The 14,574-nt window shown below is 69.5% G+C and carries 16 protein-coding genes; 5 read left to right on the top strand and 11 right to left on the bottom strand.

Annotation, left to right across the window (positions count from 1 at the left end; translation table 11 throughout):
• Positions 1–49: 49 nt before the first annotated feature.
• Positions 50–1,135, bottom strand: a complete 1,086-nt coding sequence (locus AC1DWJ_RS08170; protein ID WP_477620499.1) for a calcium:cation antiporter — start codon at positions 1,133–1,135, stop codon at positions 50–52.
• Positions 1,136–1,245: 110 nt separating this feature from the next.
• Here AC1DWJ_RS08170 and AC1DWJ_RS08165 point away from each other — a divergent pair, with 110 nt between their 5' ends.
• Positions 1,246–2,073: a DUF1028 domain-containing protein gene (locus tag AC1DWJ_RS08165; RefSeq protein ID WP_477620498.1), complete on the top strand. Its 828-nt coding sequence runs from the start codon at positions 1,246–1,248 to the stop codon at positions 2,071–2,073.
• Positions 2,074–2,093: 20 nt separating this feature from the next.
• On the opposite strand, the gene AC1DWJ_RS08160 is transcribed toward AC1DWJ_RS08165, so the two are convergent.
• From AC1DWJ_RS08160 to AC1DWJ_RS08150, 3 genes are all read right to left on the bottom strand, one after another.
• Positions 2,094–2,600: a PLD nuclease N-terminal domain-containing protein gene (locus tag AC1DWJ_RS08160; protein ID WP_477620497.1), complete on the bottom strand. Its 507-nt coding sequence runs from the start codon at positions 2,598–2,600 to the stop codon at positions 2,094–2,096.
• Between the two features lie 70 nt (positions 2,601–2,670).
• Entirely contained in the window at positions 2,671–4,389 is a 1,719-nt protein-coding gene (locus tag AC1DWJ_RS08155; protein WP_457254659.1) for a glycoside hydrolase family 13 protein, read from the bottom strand.
• Between the two features lie 137 nt (positions 4,390–4,526).
• Positions 4,527–5,879 carry an HNH endonuclease signature motif containing protein gene (locus AC1DWJ_RS08150; RefSeq protein ID WP_457254658.1) on the bottom strand — a complete coding sequence of 451 codons (1,353 nt, stop codon included), beginning with the start codon at positions 5,877–5,879 and terminating at the stop codon, positions 4,527–4,529.
• Positions 5,880–5,996: 117 nt separating this feature from the next.
• On the opposite strand from AC1DWJ_RS08150, the gene AC1DWJ_RS08145 reads away from it, so the two are divergent.
• Positions 5,997–6,215: a hypothetical protein gene (locus AC1DWJ_RS08145; protein WP_457254657.1), complete on the top strand. Its 219-nt coding sequence runs from the start codon at positions 5,997–5,999 to the stop codon at positions 6,213–6,215.
• Positions 6,216–6,226: 11 nt separating this feature from the next.
• Here the strand turns inward: AC1DWJ_RS08145 and AC1DWJ_RS08140 are convergent, their stop codons facing one another.
• On the bottom strand, positions 6,227–6,709 hold the full coding sequence (locus AC1DWJ_RS08140) for a MarR family winged helix-turn-helix transcriptional regulator (protein ID WP_457254656.1): 483 nt from the start codon (positions 6,707–6,709) through the stop codon (positions 6,227–6,229).
• An 87-nt stretch (positions 6,710–6,796) separates the two neighbouring features.
• Between AC1DWJ_RS08140 and AC1DWJ_RS08135 the strand changes: the two genes are divergently transcribed.
• Entirely contained in the window at positions 6,797–6,982 is a 186-nt protein-coding gene (locus AC1DWJ_RS08135; RefSeq protein WP_457254655.1) for a hypothetical protein, read from the top strand.
• Here AC1DWJ_RS08135 and dacB read toward each other — a convergent pair.
• The 3 genes from dacB to AC1DWJ_RS08120 form a co-directional block, all read right to left on the bottom strand.
• Complete coding sequence (gene dacB, locus AC1DWJ_RS08130) at positions 6,976–8,295, bottom strand: D-alanyl-D-alanine carboxypeptidase/D-alanyl-D-alanine endopeptidase (RefSeq protein WP_477620496.1); 1,320 nt, start codon at positions 8,293–8,295, stop codon at positions 6,976–6,978. The two genes, AC1DWJ_RS08135 and dacB, sit on opposite strands and share 7 nt — an antisense overlap.
• 197 nt (positions 8,296–8,492) lie before the next feature.
• Positions 8,493–8,780 (bottom strand): DUF1905 domain-containing protein, encoded by a 288-nt coding sequence (locus AC1DWJ_RS08125; RefSeq protein ID WP_457254653.1) that lies wholly within the window; start codon positions 8,778–8,780, stop codon positions 8,493–8,495.
• 29 nt (positions 8,781–8,809) lie between these two features.
• The gene (locus AC1DWJ_RS08120) at positions 8,810–11,164 is read right to left on the bottom strand and encodes a glycoside hydrolase family 31 protein (protein WP_477620495.1); all 2,355 of its coding nucleotides are present in this window, start codon (positions 11,162–11,164) and stop codon (positions 8,810–8,812) included.
• 142 nt (positions 11,165–11,306) lie between these two features.
• Here AC1DWJ_RS08120 and AC1DWJ_RS08115 point away from each other — a divergent pair, with 142 nt between their 5' ends.
• Positions 11,307–11,750 carry an SRPBCC family protein gene (locus tag AC1DWJ_RS08115; RefSeq protein ID WP_457254651.1) on the top strand — a complete coding sequence of 148 codons (444 nt, stop codon included), beginning with the start codon at positions 11,307–11,309 and terminating at the stop codon, positions 11,748–11,750.
• 47 nt (positions 11,751–11,797) lie between these two features.
• On the opposite strand, the gene AC1DWJ_RS08110 is transcribed toward AC1DWJ_RS08115, so the two are convergent.
• Genes AC1DWJ_RS08110 through AC1DWJ_RS08100 form a run of 3 tightly spaced genes read right to left on the bottom strand, consistent with a single transcriptional unit; the run spans position 11,798 to position 13,912 of the window.
• The gene (locus AC1DWJ_RS08110) at positions 11,798–12,553 is read right to left on the bottom strand and encodes a YqjF family protein (protein ID WP_477620494.1); all 756 of its coding nucleotides are present in this window, start codon (positions 12,551–12,553) and stop codon (positions 11,798–11,800) included.
• 9 nt (positions 12,554–12,562) lie between these two features.
• Positions 12,563–13,249, bottom strand: coding sequence for a maleylpyruvate isomerase family mycothiol-dependent enzyme (locus tag AC1DWJ_RS08105; protein ID WP_477620493.1), 687 nt, complete (start codon positions 13,247–13,249; stop codon positions 12,563–12,565).
• Positions 13,250–13,279: 30 nt separating this feature from the next.
• Entirely contained in the window at positions 13,280–13,912 is a 633-nt protein-coding gene (locus AC1DWJ_RS08100; RefSeq protein WP_477620492.1) for a mycothiol-dependent nitroreductase Rv2466c family protein, read from the bottom strand.
• Between the two features lie 74 nt (positions 13,913–13,986).
• Here AC1DWJ_RS08100 and AC1DWJ_RS08095 point away from each other — a divergent pair, with 74 nt between their 5' ends.
• Entirely contained in the window at positions 13,987–14,421 is a 435-nt protein-coding gene (locus tag AC1DWJ_RS08095; RefSeq protein ID WP_477620491.1) for a MarR family winged helix-turn-helix transcriptional regulator, read from the top strand.
• Positions 14,422–14,574: the final 153 nt, after the last annotated feature.

Here is a 14,574-nt window from a genome sequence, read left to right as displayed (position 1 = left end):
AGCCAGGGAAGTCGAAGCCAGGGGAACGGGCAGCTAGGGGAAGCCGACGCTAGGGATTGACCGCGAGGAACACGAACGCGGCGAGGAGCACGAGGTGCACGCCACCCTGCAGCCGCGTCGCCCGCCCGGGCACCACGGTCAGGACGCTGACCACGACGGTGAGGGCGAGCAGCACCATCTGCACCGGTCCGAGGCCCAGCAGCAGGGGACCGTCGAGCCAGATCGAGGCGATCGCGATCGCCGGGATGGTCAGGCCGATGCTGGCCATCGCGGATCCGAGCGCGAGGTTGAGGCTGGTCTGGATCCGGTTGCCGCGGGCAGCGCGGGCGGCCGCCAGCGTCTCGGGCAGCAGCACGAGCAGCGCAATGACGACCCCGACGAAGGACTGCGGGAAGCCAGCTGCCGCCACGCCCGATTCGATGGCCGGCGACTCGACCTTCGCGAGCCCGACCACCGCGACCAGCGAGACGAGCAGGAGTCCGAGGCTGGTCCAGGTCTCGCGGTTCGTGGGCGGGTCGGCGTGCACGTCGTCGAGTGGCTCACCGTCGTGGGCGACCGGCAGGAAGAAGTCGCGGTGCCGCCGGGTCTGGGTCGACACGAACATGCCGTACAGCGCCAGCGAGATGACCGCCGCGAACACCAGTTGCGAGCTGGAGAACTCCGGACCGGGCGCGCTGGTCGTGAAGGTCGGCACCACCATCGTCATCACCGCCAGCGTCGTGACCGTGGCGAGCGCAGCCCCGGTGCCCTCCGCGTTGAACGAGATCAGGCGGTACTTCACCGCCCCGACGAAGAGCGACAGCCCGACGATCCCGTTGCAGGTGATCATCACGGCGGCGAAGACGGTGTCGCGGGCCAGCGACGCGGTGTCCTTGCCACCGCTGATCATCAGCGTGACGATCAGCGCCACCTCGATGATCGTCACGGCGACGGCCAGCACCAGCGAGCCGAACGGTTCCCCGACCCGGTGCGCGACGACCTCGGCGTGGTGCACCGCGGCCAGCACGGCAGCAGCCAGCGCCGCCGCCACGACGATCACCGGAATGGTGCCCAGGTGCCGACCCCACGTCAGCACGAGCGCGACGATGGCGACCAGTGGCGCGAGGGTGGTCCAGGTGAGCAGCGTCCCGGTCAAGCTCGAGGGGTTCAGATTGGTGCTCTTGGAGGGGGTCCTGGTCGTTTTCGCGGCCATGCCCCATTCTCGCAGGTGAGCGTCATGCCCTCCCCATCGCTACGGTCGAGCGCATGACCTTCTCGATCGTCGGCCAGGTCGGTGACGCGTTCGGCGTCGCCGTCGCGAGCAAGTTCCCGTTCGTCGGTGCCGTCGTGCCCGAGGTGCGGCTGGGGGTCGGCGCCGTCGCGACCCAGGCCATGGCGCGGGTCGCCTACCGCTCGGTCGCCCTCGACGCCCTCTCTGGAGGCGCCGACGCGCAGGGGGCCGTCACCGCCTGCACCACGCCCGACGCCGACCGGGCGCACCGACAGCTGGGCGTCGTCGGCGTCGACTCGCAGGCCACCTACACCGGCGAGTCCTGCATGGACTGGGCCGGCGGGGTCTGCGGCCGCGAATCCGCCGGGGGCTACGCCATCCAGGGCAACATCCTCACCGGGTCCGACGTGGTCGCGGAGATGGAGGCGGCCTGGCTGGCCTCCGCGGGCCACTCGCTCACCGACCGGCTGATCGCCGCCCTCCTCGCCGGCGACGCAGCCGGCGGCGACTCGCGGGGCCGCCAAGGCGCTGCCCTGTATGCCGTGCAGCCCGGCGCGGGGTACGACCACTGCGGGGTCCTCGCCGACCTCCGCGTCGACGACCACGAGGACGCGCCCCAGGAGCTCGCCCGGCTGCTGCGGATGAACGACCTGATCTTCGGTGGCCCCGAGGACGTCCGCCCACTCGAGGGCGAGCTGGCCGACGAGGTGGCCGTGCGGCTCTCGTCCCTGGGCTACTCCGGCGAGGTGTCCAGCGCCCTGACGGCCTGGGCCGGCGAGGCCAACTACGAGATGCGCCTGAGCCCCGACGGCATCGACGCCAAGGTCCTGGGAGCACTCCGCGACGCCACGCCGGACGCCTAGTAGGGAAGTTAGCGGAGACTTCAGTCGCTGGTCGGGTTGGGGTTGGCGGTCGGGTCCGGGTTGGGAGCCGGGTCTGGGTTGGCAGCCTGGTCTGGGTTGGCCGCCGGCTTGGCGTTGCCCTGCTTGCGGCGCTGGCGCTCGCGCTCGATCTGCTCGGCCTCCAGACGCTCACGCTCGAGCCGCTGCCGCTTCGCCTCCTGGGTCTGCGCCTCGGCCCGCTCACGCACCTTCCGCAGGAACTCCGCGTCGTCGTCCGGGTTCGTCGGCACGAACCTCCCGGGCCGCTCGTACTCCGGGTACGCCGAGCCGGTGTTCCCCTTGTACGGCAGGCTCCGCTGCGGCGTCTGCGGTCGACCAGCCACCAGCCACGCCACGGCCCCCACCAGCGAGGTGATGAGCACCACGAAGATCCAGGTCACCTTGGGCAGGTTCCTGATGCGGGACTCGTCGGTCATGATCACGTCGAAGAGGCAGTAGATCCACAACGCGGTCCCGAGGATCCCCAACCCAAGTTCTGCTCGAATCACGCCGCGATAGTGGCACAGCAGCGACGGTTCGGAAGGCAAAATCGGTGGATCTCCACCGAAAGAGGAGCTCTCAGCGCTTCAGGATGCGGGCTTCCCAGGGGCGGAGCGTGGCGGTCGGCGAGGTGGGGTCGCCGAGGTTGCCGAGCAGGACGGTGGCCGACTCCCAGCCGTCGAGATCGAGCGTGCCATCCAGGCCGGGGCCGGTGAGGTCGAGGTCGTCGCCCGAGAAGTTGGCGAGCACCAGCAGCTCAACGCCCTTGTACGACCGCGTGAACGCGTACAGCGTCTCGTGGTCGGGTGCGTGCAGGTGGAAGTCGCCATGCGCGATCGCCGGCTCGGTGTGCCGCAGCTCGATGACCCGGCGGTAGTGGTGGAACACCGAGTCGTCGTCGGCCACCGCGGCTGCCGCGTTGACCTCTCGGTAGTTGGGATTCGTTGCGGCCCAAGGGGTCCCGCTCGTGAACCCCGCGTTCGCGCTGTCATCCCACTGCATCGGGGAGCGGGCGTTGTCGCGACTACCGAGCCTCAGGTTGGCGAGGATCGCCTCGACGTCACCACCCGCGCCGGACGCCAGGCGGTAGTAGTTGACCGACTCGATGTCGAGGAAGTCGTCGGCCGAGGCGAAGGGCACGTTCGTCATCCCGAGCTCCTCGCCCTGGTAGACGTACGGCGTGCCACGGTGCAGGTGCAGGACCGTGCCGAGCAGCTTCGCCGACGCGACCCGGTGCTCGGGAGCATCGGACCCGAACCGCGACACCGCACGCGGCTGGTCGTGGTTGTTCCAGTAGAGCGAGTTCCAGCCGACCTCGGCGAGGGCGTCCTGCCACCGGCCGAGCGACGCCTTGAGGTCGCGCAGGTCGACCCGGCTCCGGTCCCACTTGTGCGCCCCGATGTCGAGCCCCACGTGCTCGAACTGGAACACCATGTCGACCTCGTGTCGCTCCGGGTCGGTGTAGAGGATCGCGTCCTCGACGGTCACGCCCGGCATCTCGCCGACGGTCAGCAGCTTCTCGGTGCGCCCCTCGAACACCGCCGCGTGCATCTCCCGGAGGAACTCGTGGATGCGCGGCCCGTTCAGGAAGTGCGGCGTGCCGTCACCCAGGTAGGGCGTGGCAGGCAGGGGCTCACCATCGGGCAGTGAGGTCACCTTGGAGATCATGTTGATGACGTCCATCCGGAACCCGTCGATCCCGCGGTCCAGCCACCACCGCATCATCGCGTAGACGGCCTCGCGCACCTCCGGGTTCTCCCAGTTGAGGTCGGGCTGCTTCCGGCTGAACAGGTGCAGGTAGTACTCGCCGGTCGCCTCGTCGAGCTCCCACGCGGGCCCGCTGAAGAACGACTCCCAGTTGGTCGGCTCGGCGCCCTCGTCCCCAGCGGGGTGGCCGTCGCGGGCGGTCCGCCACCAGTACCAGTCGCGCTTCGGGTTGTCCTTGCTCGACCGCGACTCCACGAACCACGGGTGCTCGTCGGAGGTGTGGTTGACCACGAGGTCCATGACGATGCGTATGCCGCGGGCGTGCGCCTGCGCGACCAGCTCGTCGACGTCGGCGAGGGTGCCGAAGGTCGGGTCGATGTCCTGGTAGTCGGCGATGTCGTAGCCGTTGTCGTCCTGCGGGCTCGTGTAGATCGGCGACAGCCAGACCACGTCGACGCCGAGCTGCTGGAGGTAGTCGAGCCGGCTGATGATGCCGGGCACGTCACCGATGCCGTCACCGTCGGAGTCCTGGAAGCTGCGCGGGTAGATCTGGTAGACGACGGCTTCGCGGAACCACTGGTCATCGGTCATGCCCGGAGTCTTCCGAGCGACGGAGTCGTCGGCAAGCGGGGCTCGCGCGGGCACGCCGGAGCGACAGCACCAGCCCCAGTGGCAGGCGCGTCGGAGATGATGGGCACGACGGTGCGCGGGGCAAACCTCACGGCACGCTAGGTCCGTCGGTGGATGGTGACTCGTTTGCGTCCGCCGGGGTCGTGGGTGATCCGGTGGCGGAATCCGGGGTGGTGGATGCGTCGGTGGTGGAACCCGCAGAGTGGGACTGCGTTGTCGAGGTTGGTCAGCCCGCCGGAGGCCCAGGGGTCTTGGTGGTGGTGCTCGGTCCAGGCGTAGGGCCGGTCGCAGTCCTGGGCGGCGCAGGTGTCGTAGGTCTTGGCGAGGGCGACCCGCTGGGCTTCGGTGAAGAACCGTTGGGTCCGGCCGAGGTCGAGCGGCTGCCAGTCACCGTCGAGCACGGCCGGGACGAGGCCGGCGCCACAGGCGAGTCGGCGCGCTTCGGAGGCGGAGATGTCGTGGCCGGTGTCGAGGTGGGCCGCGCCGAGTGACGTCTTGAGGGTGTCGTGGTCGAGGGTGACCAGGACGGTCGCGGCGACCTTGCCGGAGAGGTGGTCGGTGGGCAGGTGCTCGAGCAGCTCCACGAAGGCCCGACCGTACTTCTGGGACCAGTCGAGGTCCTCGGCCCGGAACGCGTCCCAGGTCGCCTCGGCCACCTGGTCGGCGGTCAGCGACCCACCCTGCGACCCGCCCTGGGCTGCGGCCCGTTCGCGGGCGTCGCGGGCCGCCTGCTGGGCGAACCGGCGCGGAGAGGCGATCTGCTGGATGACCTTGGTCAGGATCTGCCCGGCCAGGGTGGGCACCGTGAAGTGTCCGGTGGTGGTGCCGTCGTGGTTGTCGTGCAGGGTCAGCCTGGTCGCGGCCAGGGCACGCTCCTCCTCGCTGCGCAGCACCGCGTCCTCGTGCGCGTCGACCTCGGCCTGCGACCGCCGCGCGGACTCCAGGGCCCGGCGCGCCTTGCGGCGCAACGCCGCCGGGTCGACCCGCTTGCCGACCGCCACCAGCGACTGCTCGATGGCGGCCCGCTGCGTGTCGTCCAGCCCGGCCGGCAGCTGCTGCGCGGTGGTGGCGATCACCAGCGCGTGCTCGGTGCTCAGGTCGCCCACGCTCAGCGCCTGCCGGGTGGCCGGGAGACCGCCGTCGAGCGCGGTCGCCAGGCGTACCTCCCGGGCCGTGGAGGCCCCGTCGCGACGGGACCGAGCGGCGAGCCAGACGGCGGTGCCCGTCATGCCGGCGTCGGAGGCGACGTCGGACTTGTCCACCACCGCCGCCAGCGACAGCTTCAGCGCCGCCATCCTGGCCATCGCCCGGTCCAGCTCGACGACGAGGCTCGACGCGGCATACCCGGAAAGCTCGTCGACAGGCCCGACGCGGTCGAGCACCTCGTGCACCTGACGCACCCCCTCGGCGGCCGTCAGAGGCGGCGCCGGATGGATGGGTGCGATGGCCATGGTCCATGTTATTCGAACACCTGTTCGAAGGTCAACCCATGAAGATGGTCAATTCTGGGAACTCGTTGACCCGTACCCGTCCATGCTGGACGATCAACCCAACAGCGAGGGGGAGTCGTGAACGAGTGGATCTTCGGGAGCCTGCTCATCGGGGTGTTCGTCATCGGAGCGGTGGCGATCGTGACCCTGATCGTCGTCGGCATCGTGCGCCGCGTCGGTGACAAGCGCACCCCCGAGGAGCGACGCGCCGACGAGTACGGCGACATGGCGCCCGGCACGTTCAAGATCACGCCCGGCATCGGTGGCGACGTCGACGGTGGCACCGGCGCGGTGTGAGCCCCGCGCTCTCAGGTTGAGGGTGGTGCGGCCGCCTCGATGAGGCGGGTGAGTCCGTCGCGCATGGCTTCGAGCTCGGCCAGGTCCATGCCGAGGCGGTCGATGATCGCAGGGGGGATGCGTTCGGCACGCTTGCGCGCGGCGGCTCCCTTGCGGGTCAGGGAGACGGCCAGGGCGCGATCGTCGAGCGGGTCGCGCCCACGGGTGACCATGCCGCCGGCTTCCAGCCGCTTGAGCAGAGGCGAGAGGGTGGCGGGCTCCAGGCTGAGTCGCGAAGCCAGCTCGCTGACCCGCAGGGGCGAGTCCTCCCAGAGGGCGAGCATGACGAGGTACTGCGGGTGGGTCAGCCCCATCGGCTCGAGCAGCGGCCGGTAGAGCGCGATCACGTTGCGCGACGCGACCGCCAGTGCGAAGCAGACCTGGCGATCGAGCTGGAGAAGGTCGGCCGCTTCAGCGGGCGGCGGGCGGCGAGCACCCTTCGTCGATGCAGTCACGATTTCGAGTCTAGCCCGACCGGGGCTATCGTTAGTGCAGAGATAGTTAGGCCACTAAGCAATATGGATGCAGATCGAGGAGAGCAGATGAGCAAGGCCGATCACGAAGGACTGTCGTGGGGATACCGCCTCGGCTACCGGATCAAGTGGCTCGGGATGCACCTGTACGGCCCCGCGCAGCTCGGTGAAGCCGAGGACCCGCACCGTCGGCTCGAGCGCCAGCGAGCAGCCCGGGTGGCTGCGGCCAGGCTGGCTCGCGAGACAGGTCAGTAGCAGCCGTTGACCGTGGCGGCGAGCATGTCGATGTTCTGCCGCATGACCGTGGTCGAGGTCGGTTTTCCGTTGATGATGAACGCGAACGCCTTGATGCGTCCGTCCTTGCCGATCGTCCAGCCGGCCAGCGCCACCGCGTCGCTCAGCGTGCCGGTCTTCGCGTAGACCTTGCCGACGGCGCACTTCGACGTGCTCGCGGTGAACCGGTCGTAGGACGCCTTCAGCGTGCCGGTCATGCCGGCCCGGGGCAGTCCCGGGCTCGACCGCAGGATCCGGAAAGGCTCCTTGTTGGCCGGCTCGAACGTGTTCTTGACCATCTTCGCGAGCTGGATGCTGGTCAGCCGGTCGCTGCGGGACAGGCCCGATCCGTCGTAGATCGCCGTGGCGGCGAGGCCTTCGTAGGTCAGGCCCTTCTTGGCAGCGGAGCTCGCCGCCGACCAGGTCTTGCCGGCGCCGGATCGCACGCCGACGAGCCGGTGCAGCGCCTCTGCGTGCTCGTTGTCGGACTCCATCATCATCCGCGTGACGATCTGGTCGATCGTCTGGCCCGCGGACGTGGCGAGCACCGGGTTGGCGGTCGACGCGGTGCCGCGGGTCACGCTGGCGACGGTGATGCCGTAGGTCTTGAGCTTCGCCGCGAAGATCTTGGCCGCGTCGATGGTCGTGTCGCTGACCAGGCGACCGTCCACCACGAGCGCGCGCAGCCAGGTGGTCTCGTCGGGGACGTACGTCGAGGGCCAGCCCGTCGCGAGGCTCGGTGCGGCGAAGAGGGTGTCATCGGCATACAGGCGCACGCGCAGCTGGCCGTTGGCCTTCATGGCATAGGCGGTCTGCTGGGCCAAGGACACCAGCTGCGCGGACGAGAGCGCGGGGTCGCCGGAGCCGATGAGGACGACCTGGTCGGCCTGGGTGCCGCGACGGACCGTCGTGGTGAAGCGATAGGTGGGACCGAATCGCCGCAGCGCGTTGGTGGCGGCGACGAACTTGATCGTCGACGCCGGCTTGAGCGCGGTGTTGCCGTTCTTGCTCCACAGCAGCGTGCCCGTGCGGGCGTCCATGACCGCGCCGCTGAACTGCGTGCCGAACTTCGCGGTGGTCGCGCGGGCGGTCAGCTTGCTGACGATGCGGGCGTCCGCAGCGGACTTCGTGTATGCCGTGGCGAGCGTCGGTGCGCTCACGGCCGGGGCCGCGGTGGTGACAGTCGTGGTGACCGCCCCGGGGGCTGCCGTGGCGTTCGGCGCGACCAGCGCGGTGGCGGCCAGGGCTGCGACGACGGCGGAGGAGGTCAGGAGGGAGCGCGCGCGTGTGGTCATGCCAGTCCTTGGTGAGCGTGCCGCATCTGGGGAGGCTGGGGCGGGTCTGCCGTGGGGGTGTGGCGAAGGTACTGCCCACCACGGCCCAGTGGGGGCTTTCGACCGATTTTCACAGCGTTTCTGGCCGTTCGCCCGAGGTTGGTCTTCGCCTACCAGCAGGCCCCACTGGCATCCGGTCGCGGGCTCCGGCGCGGCTCTCAGACGTCGACGAAGAGCTGGATGGTCGTGGTGGCGCCGACCTCGAGCCCCTCGGCCCGTCGCACCGCGGTCTTGAGCGGCACGATGTAGCGACCGTCCTTGGGCCACAACGACGTGGTCCAGTCGGTCTGGCCGATGCTGACGCGCACCGGGATCATCCCCCAGCCGTAGCTGACCAGCCCGGCTGTCGCATCGAGCGCGTCGCAGAGCTCCTCGGGCACGGTGACGAAGTGGAACGGTGACGGGCCTCTCCAGTGCCAGATCTCCCCGCTGAACTGCAGCTCCATGCCGCACAGGATAGGCAGTGGCCCCGACGTCAGTAGTGGGCCAGCGCCAGCTCCAGCAGCGCCGCCTCGACCTCGCGGTCGAGCTCGAGCCCGCGCAGGCGTGCGGCCGCGTCCGTCGGCCCGTCAGCTGCATTGACGAGGTCGTATGCCGTGCGCTTGAGGTTGTGGTCGATGCGCGCTCTGTCGAGCACTCGGCGCAGCTGCTCGACGGTCCGGTCCCAGCCGAACGGTCGGAGCTCGCCGACCGTGGCCGTGGTGCCTGTAGAGGTGGCGACGTCGCCCAGGTCGAGGCGGATGCCCGTCTCAGTAGGGGTGGATTCAGAATGCGAGGAGCCCTGTGCGCCAACGGTTTCGGCGCCGAGGATCATCAAGGACCAGGTGCGTGAGCTCGGAAGGATGTCAGTGGCACCGGTCGCCGGAGCGACGGTGAGCTTGCCCGCAGCGTCGTCCCAGGTGATGGTCGTGACAGCGGTCTGGGGGTCGGTGTTGCCGTCGTCCTCGACCAGGTCGAACCGGCCGTCCACCCCAGGGGCGAGCACCAGCTCGATGTGCTGGGGGAGCTCGGTGCCGACGCTCGCGTCCTCGGCGCCGGACAGGGGCAGCAGACCTCCCGCCCGCAGCAGGACGGGCAACGTCTCCATCGGCCGGTGCAGCCGCACCTGTCGTCCGCCGCGGTAGCGCGTCCCGGTGAACAGGTCGGTCCAGTCGCCCTCGGGCAGCCAGGCCTGCACGCTCCCGAGCCCGAGGGTCTGCTGCTGCGGGCTGGTGATCGGGGCCACGACGAGCTCGGTCCCGAAGCGGAACTGGGTCGGCACGTCATACGACTCGACGGCGCTGGGGTCCTCCCAGTACATCGGCTCGACGAGCGGTGCCCCGTCGCGCGCGGCGCGGGCGTTCATGGTGTGCAGGTAAGGGATGAGCCGGTGGCGCAGGCGGAGGAACGCGTCGATGGTGGCACGCGGCTCGGCGGGGAAGTTCCACGGCTCCTTGCGGATGAAGGGGTGCAGCGACGAGTGCAGTCGCATGATCGGCGAGAAGACGCCGAGCTGCACCCAGCGCACGGTGAGGTCGTCGTCGCGGCTGCCGTACCAGTGGCCGCCGATGTCGTGGCTCCACCAGCCGTAGCCGATGTTGGAGGCGCTCGCCGTGAGGTACGGCTGGAAGTCGAGAGAAGCCCAGGTGATGTGGGTGTCGCCGGAGAAGCCGACGGGGTAGCGATGGCTCCCCGGACCGGCATACCGGGAGAAGGTCAGCGGCAGCTGGCCTCGGCGGGCCGAGTCGTTGAAGTGCTCGATGTTCAACAACCACAACGGATCCACCCCGGGTGTGCGGCTGAAGGACCCCTGCTGCCAGTCCAGCCACCAGAAGTCAACGCCCTCGTCCTCGAGCGGGTGGTGGAGCCGGGTGAAGTAAGACTCCATGAAGCGGGCGTCGGTGGGGTCGAAGGGGATCGGCCGCTCAGTGGCCGGGTCGACGCCCATGTCCTCCGCCACCTGCTGGTAGGCGTCCTCGAAGGCTCGGACGCCGTCGGCGGGGTGGACGTTGAGCGTCACGGCGAGTCCCCGGCGGTGCAGCTCGGCGAGGAAGGCCGGCGGGTCGGGGAAGAGGTCGCGGTTCCAGGAGTAGCCGGTCCAGCCGACGCCGAACCGCGGGTCGATGTCGACCCAGTGCCAGTCCATGTCGATCACGGCGACCGACAGCGGCACCTCCTCGGCCTCGAAGGTGTCGAGCAGCTCGAGGTACTCGGCGGCGGAGTAGGGGTGGTAGCGGCTCCACCAGTTGCCCAGCGCCCACCGGGGGAGCATCGGCACGTCGCCCGACACCGCATAGAGGTCGGCGACGGCGGCGCGGTAGTCGTGTCCGCGCGCGAAGATGTAGAGGTCGGTGGTTCCCTTCGTGCGAGGGGCCGGCGCACCGTCCTGGATGAGGAACGACTCGGAGTCGTCGATCACCGCGATGCCGTTGCGCGACACCACTCCCGGGCCGAGCTCGATCGCGCCGTCGACCTCATCGAGGGTGCGGGCCGTACCGCCGAGCCCGTCGGCCGCTTCGCCGAACCGCCACTCGACGGTGTGCGAGCCGGGCATCGGCGAGGTCGCCTGCACCACGAGACCACTGGGACTGAACGGCATACCGTCGTAGGAGAGGTGGAGGCAGCCGGTGGTGAGCTCGACGCGTTCGCCGTCGCGGTGGACTTCGACGTCGGGCTTGGGAAGCGCTCGGTTGACCGCGAAGGTGCTGGCCCGGTCCTCGAAGGCGCCGTCGTCAGCCCACTCGAGGCGCAGGAGCCCTGGAGTGAGGACGGTGATCCGCCAGTGCTCGCCCTCGACGATGGAGTCGGGGTCAGCGACCGGGTTGCCTGGGACCGTGAGTCGAGAGGCCACGGGAGCCGTCCTTCGCCATCGAGGGTGTGGGATGCATGCGGCTCCAACGCTATCGACGCGGTCCCCAGCCGCAAGAGGTGTGCCCACTCCGGATGGCTACGCTGGTGAGGGGTTGGCGTCTCATGGTCTTGGAGGCAATCGAATGAGTGCGCTCGAGTACACGATCTGGATCGAGGCAACGCCTGAGCAGGTGTGGCTCGTGTATGCCGATCCGGTCAGGATCCCCGACTGGCAGACCGGGAAGCCGGTGGTGGCGATGGTCCAGGGTCCTCCGGGCGTGCCCGGCTCCACGTACGTCTCGAGGCGAGGGCCGCTCGCAGCGCGCACGACGGTCCTGAGCGCCAACCCGCCACACGAGCTGGTGACGCGGACGGACGCATACCTCGGCTTGAGCGTCGAGGTGAGCTCCCGACTCATCGGGCATTCGGGCGGCACCGACCTGCGACTCCACGCCACAACGCAGTGGCGCCGCCGGCTGGGTCCTGTTTCCAGGATCGTGGAGATGGCGATCCTCAGCCCACGTGAAGCGCGCAAGGAGCTGACGAACTTGAAGGTGCTGGTCGAGCGGCAGGCGGACTCAGTATGAGCACCCACGGTCTCCTACGCCATGGTCACTTCGATGGCGTCCGCGCCCTAGGGACGTCGGGGACGAGCAGCGTCCCCGGGGAGCCCGAAGACCGTGCGCACCCCGGGACTGAATGCCACGTGGTCGGGCGGCCGAGCGGTGAGGCCGGGCAGGCCTGCCGAAGCGACCAGATCGTCGTCCAACGCCAGGACCTCCACGTCGTGCACTGGCCAGGGCTCGTGGTGGTTGGGGACGTAGAGGGTGCGGCCCCACCAGTGCACGTGCAGTCCCCAGCGCGCGCTGAGGAAGTCGTCGAGCTCGGTGCTCTGACGACGTGCGCCTGCACGAACCGCCACGTGGCTGGCAGTTGGCGTGCCAGCGCGACGGATGCGCGCGGCATACGTGTGCACGTCACTGCTCGCCCGGTAGCTCATCCGGGCCCAGCGGTACGGCAACCCGAACGTCAGCCTGGCGCCGACCACCACGGCCGCCCGGTCGGCGTCGAGGCTCAGGAACACGATCCCGCGGCGGCCGGTGTCGTCGACCGAGTAGAGCCGCACGTTGGTCTCCAGGAACGAACCCAGGTAAGGCACCCGGGGACCCCTGCCAACACCGGCGCCGACCATCCGGAACGGAATGAGGCCGACGTAGGTGAACCCGTCGAGGGTGTCCGGGTGGACGCCGGGCGGCATGAGGTCTGCGACCGCTTCCGGTCTCACCGCCCAGTGCAGGAAGGTGAGATCCCGCCAGCTCTGGGTCATCAACGTTGGCCCCGACAGCATCGGTGCCTCCGATGAGACCGGCTCGATGCCTGCGTGGCTCACTCTCCCAGCCTAGGTGGACCTCCCCACGCTCAGGCGAAGGGCGGCCGCACCCTCGCCGGTGAGCTGATCGAGGGCCGCGGGTCTTCCGGTGAGCAGGAGCAGGATCGCGCCCATCGGCCCGGACACCTCAGGTCCATCGCCGCGGCTCCACTCAGTGTCGGTGGCGCTGAGCCGGCAGGTGGCCCACGGCAGTCGGCGGTTGACGTTGGCGAGCCACGTGTTTCGGGTGTCCCACCGACGGGTCGCGGCCAGGGCGCTGAGCCACGGCCGCATGGGGAGGTCCACTCCGAGGGGGATGGCGATGTCCTGGCCGTGGACGAGGATGTCGGTCAGCGTCTCCAGGGGCGTGAGCCCGGCATTGTGGCGACGTGACCCGATGTCGGCCCTGATCCCCGCGATGATCTGCTCCGTGGACAGGGCCTGCGCCTGCACGACTCCGGCATCGTGGATGAAGGTGTTCAACGGCATGCTCCGCACGAGCCGGGGATGGCGGACGAGGAAGCCCAGGGCATCCCGCACGCGCTGCTGCTGCATGGTGAGGTGGGCAGCGACGTGTCGCACGGTCCAGCCGTCGCAGAGCGACGAGTGCTCCCACTGCTCGGGCGTGAGACCTTCGAGCAGTGCGGCGGTCCTGCCCCGCTGGTCGTCGATCCCAGCCCACAGGGCGTCCGCTTCGGTGGCCGTCAGGGTTGCCATCACGTCTCCTTCCAGTGAACCCCGGCGCCCTCAGGTGAAGACCGGGGGCTGCAGGCGGGTGCGCTTGAGCTCGAAGAACTGCGGGTATGCCGCGAGCGAGCGTGCACCCTCGAACACCTGGAGCGCGTGCTCGCCACGCGGGATCGCGTTGAGGACCGGACCGAAGAACGCAACCCCGTCGAAGGAGGTGATCGGCGTCCCGACGTCGCCTCGTCCCACGAGCGCCACTCCCTCGTCGTGGCTGGCCTGCATGGCGTCGTCGTGCGCCTCGGACTCCATGGCGTCCTCCAGCTCGGCCGGCAGCCCCACCTCCGCGAGGGCAGCCCTGATCACCTCGTGATACTCCGCCGAGGTGGGTCGGCGCCATACGTCGAAGACGCGCTTGCCGAAGGCGGTGTAGAAGTCGGCGAGCGCCTCGATCCCGCGCCGCGCCACCACCGCGGTGGCCACCTTGGCCGGCCCGCGGCTAGCCTCGATGTTGCTTCGGTACTCCGGCTCGATGTCCGTGCGGTCCTGGTTGAGCAGGTAGAGGCTCAAGACATGGTGACGCACCGTCACCTGCCTGAGTCGGCCCACCTCGAGCAGCCAGCGGGAGGCCGTCCATGAGTAGGGGCAGACCGGGTCGAACCAGAAGTCGACCACCGTGTCGCGGGTCGTGTCCATGATGCCTCCGTGACTAAACTAGTCCTATCGACGAACTACTATAGTTCGATGATGGGACTTTGTGAAGGGATGCCATGGAACGCGAACTACCGGCCAGCCTGTTGATGTTCATCGCCTCGCGGTCGGCTGCCAACCGCATCTTCGAGGCGCTGCAGGAGCGCGGCTTCGATGACGTCACCATCGCGCAGAGCCGGCTCATGATGGGCATCGACCTCGAAGGCACCCGCCTGAGCGTGCTCGCCGAACGCGCCCAGATCGCCAAGCAGACCGCCACCGCCCTGGTCGACAAGCTCGAGCACGCTGGTTACGTCGAGCGGGTTGCCGATCCCACCGACGGCCGGGCCCGCTTGGTGCGCATGACTTCTCGAGCCAAGAAGGCGATCCCGTACGCCCGGGCCGAGGAGGAGCGCATCGAAGAGGAGTGGCGGGCCCACCTCGGCTCCAAGCGCATGCAGCAACTGCGCGACGCCCTCACCGAGCTACGGAAGGTCACCGACCCCTACGCCTGACGACATGCCTTGGAGGTATGCCGGCGTGGCCCGGACCGCGGGCGAGTGGCCCCGGGAACACCCCGGACGGTCGTGCGTCCAGGGGAACGGCTCGGACGTCCGATCGTTTGGGCCTGACAGATGGGGCAGTTCGCGGGACCATCGAAGTTCGGG

It is taken from the genome of Pedococcus sp. P2_D7, assembly GCF_056404295.1.
Note: the sequence above shows the minus strand (reverse complement) of the source record. Positions and strands in the feature narration are given on the sequence as shown.

What these genes read in the sequence shown, in the direction of transcription:
- AC1DWJ_RS08165 (WP_477620498.1), top strand. Translation starts at nt 1,246, where the DNA reads ATGACCTTCTCGATCGTCGGCCAGGTCGGTGACGCGTTCGGCGTCGCC.
- AC1DWJ_RS08155 (WP_457254659.1), bottom strand. Translation starts at nt 4,389, where the DNA reads ATGACCGATGACCAGTGGTTCCGCGAAGCCGTCGTCTACCAGATCTAC.
- AC1DWJ_RS08150 (WP_457254658.1), bottom strand. Translation starts at nt 5,879, where the DNA reads ATGGCCATCGCACCCATCCATCCGGCGCCGCCTCTGACGGCCGCCGAG.
- AC1DWJ_RS08135 (WP_457254655.1), top strand. Translation starts at nt 6,797, where the DNA reads ATGAGCAAGGCCGATCACGAAGGACTGTCGTGGGGATACCGCCTCGGC.
- dacB (WP_477620496.1), bottom strand. Translation starts at nt 8,295, where the DNA reads ATGACCACACGCGCGCGCTCCCTCCTGACCTCCTCCGCCGTCGTCGCA.
- AC1DWJ_RS08125 (WP_457254653.1), bottom strand. Translation starts at nt 8,780, where the DNA reads ATGGAGCTGCAGTTCAGCGGGGAGATCTGGCACTGGAGAGGCCCGTCA.
- AC1DWJ_RS08115 (WP_457254651.1), top strand. Translation starts at nt 11,307, where the DNA reads ATGAGTGCGCTCGAGTACACGATCTGGATCGAGGCAACGCCTGAGCAG.
- AC1DWJ_RS08105 (WP_477620493.1), bottom strand. Translation starts at nt 13,249, where the DNA reads ATGGCAACCCTGACGGCCACCGAAGCGGACGCCCTGTGGGCTGGGATC.
- AC1DWJ_RS08100 (WP_477620492.1), bottom strand. Translation starts at nt 13,912, where the DNA reads ATGGACACGACCCGCGACACGGTGGTCGACTTCTGGTTCGACCCGGTC.
- AC1DWJ_RS08095 (WP_477620491.1), top strand. Translation starts at nt 13,987, where the DNA reads ATGGAACGCGAACTACCGGCCAGCCTGTTGATGTTCATCGCCTCGCGG.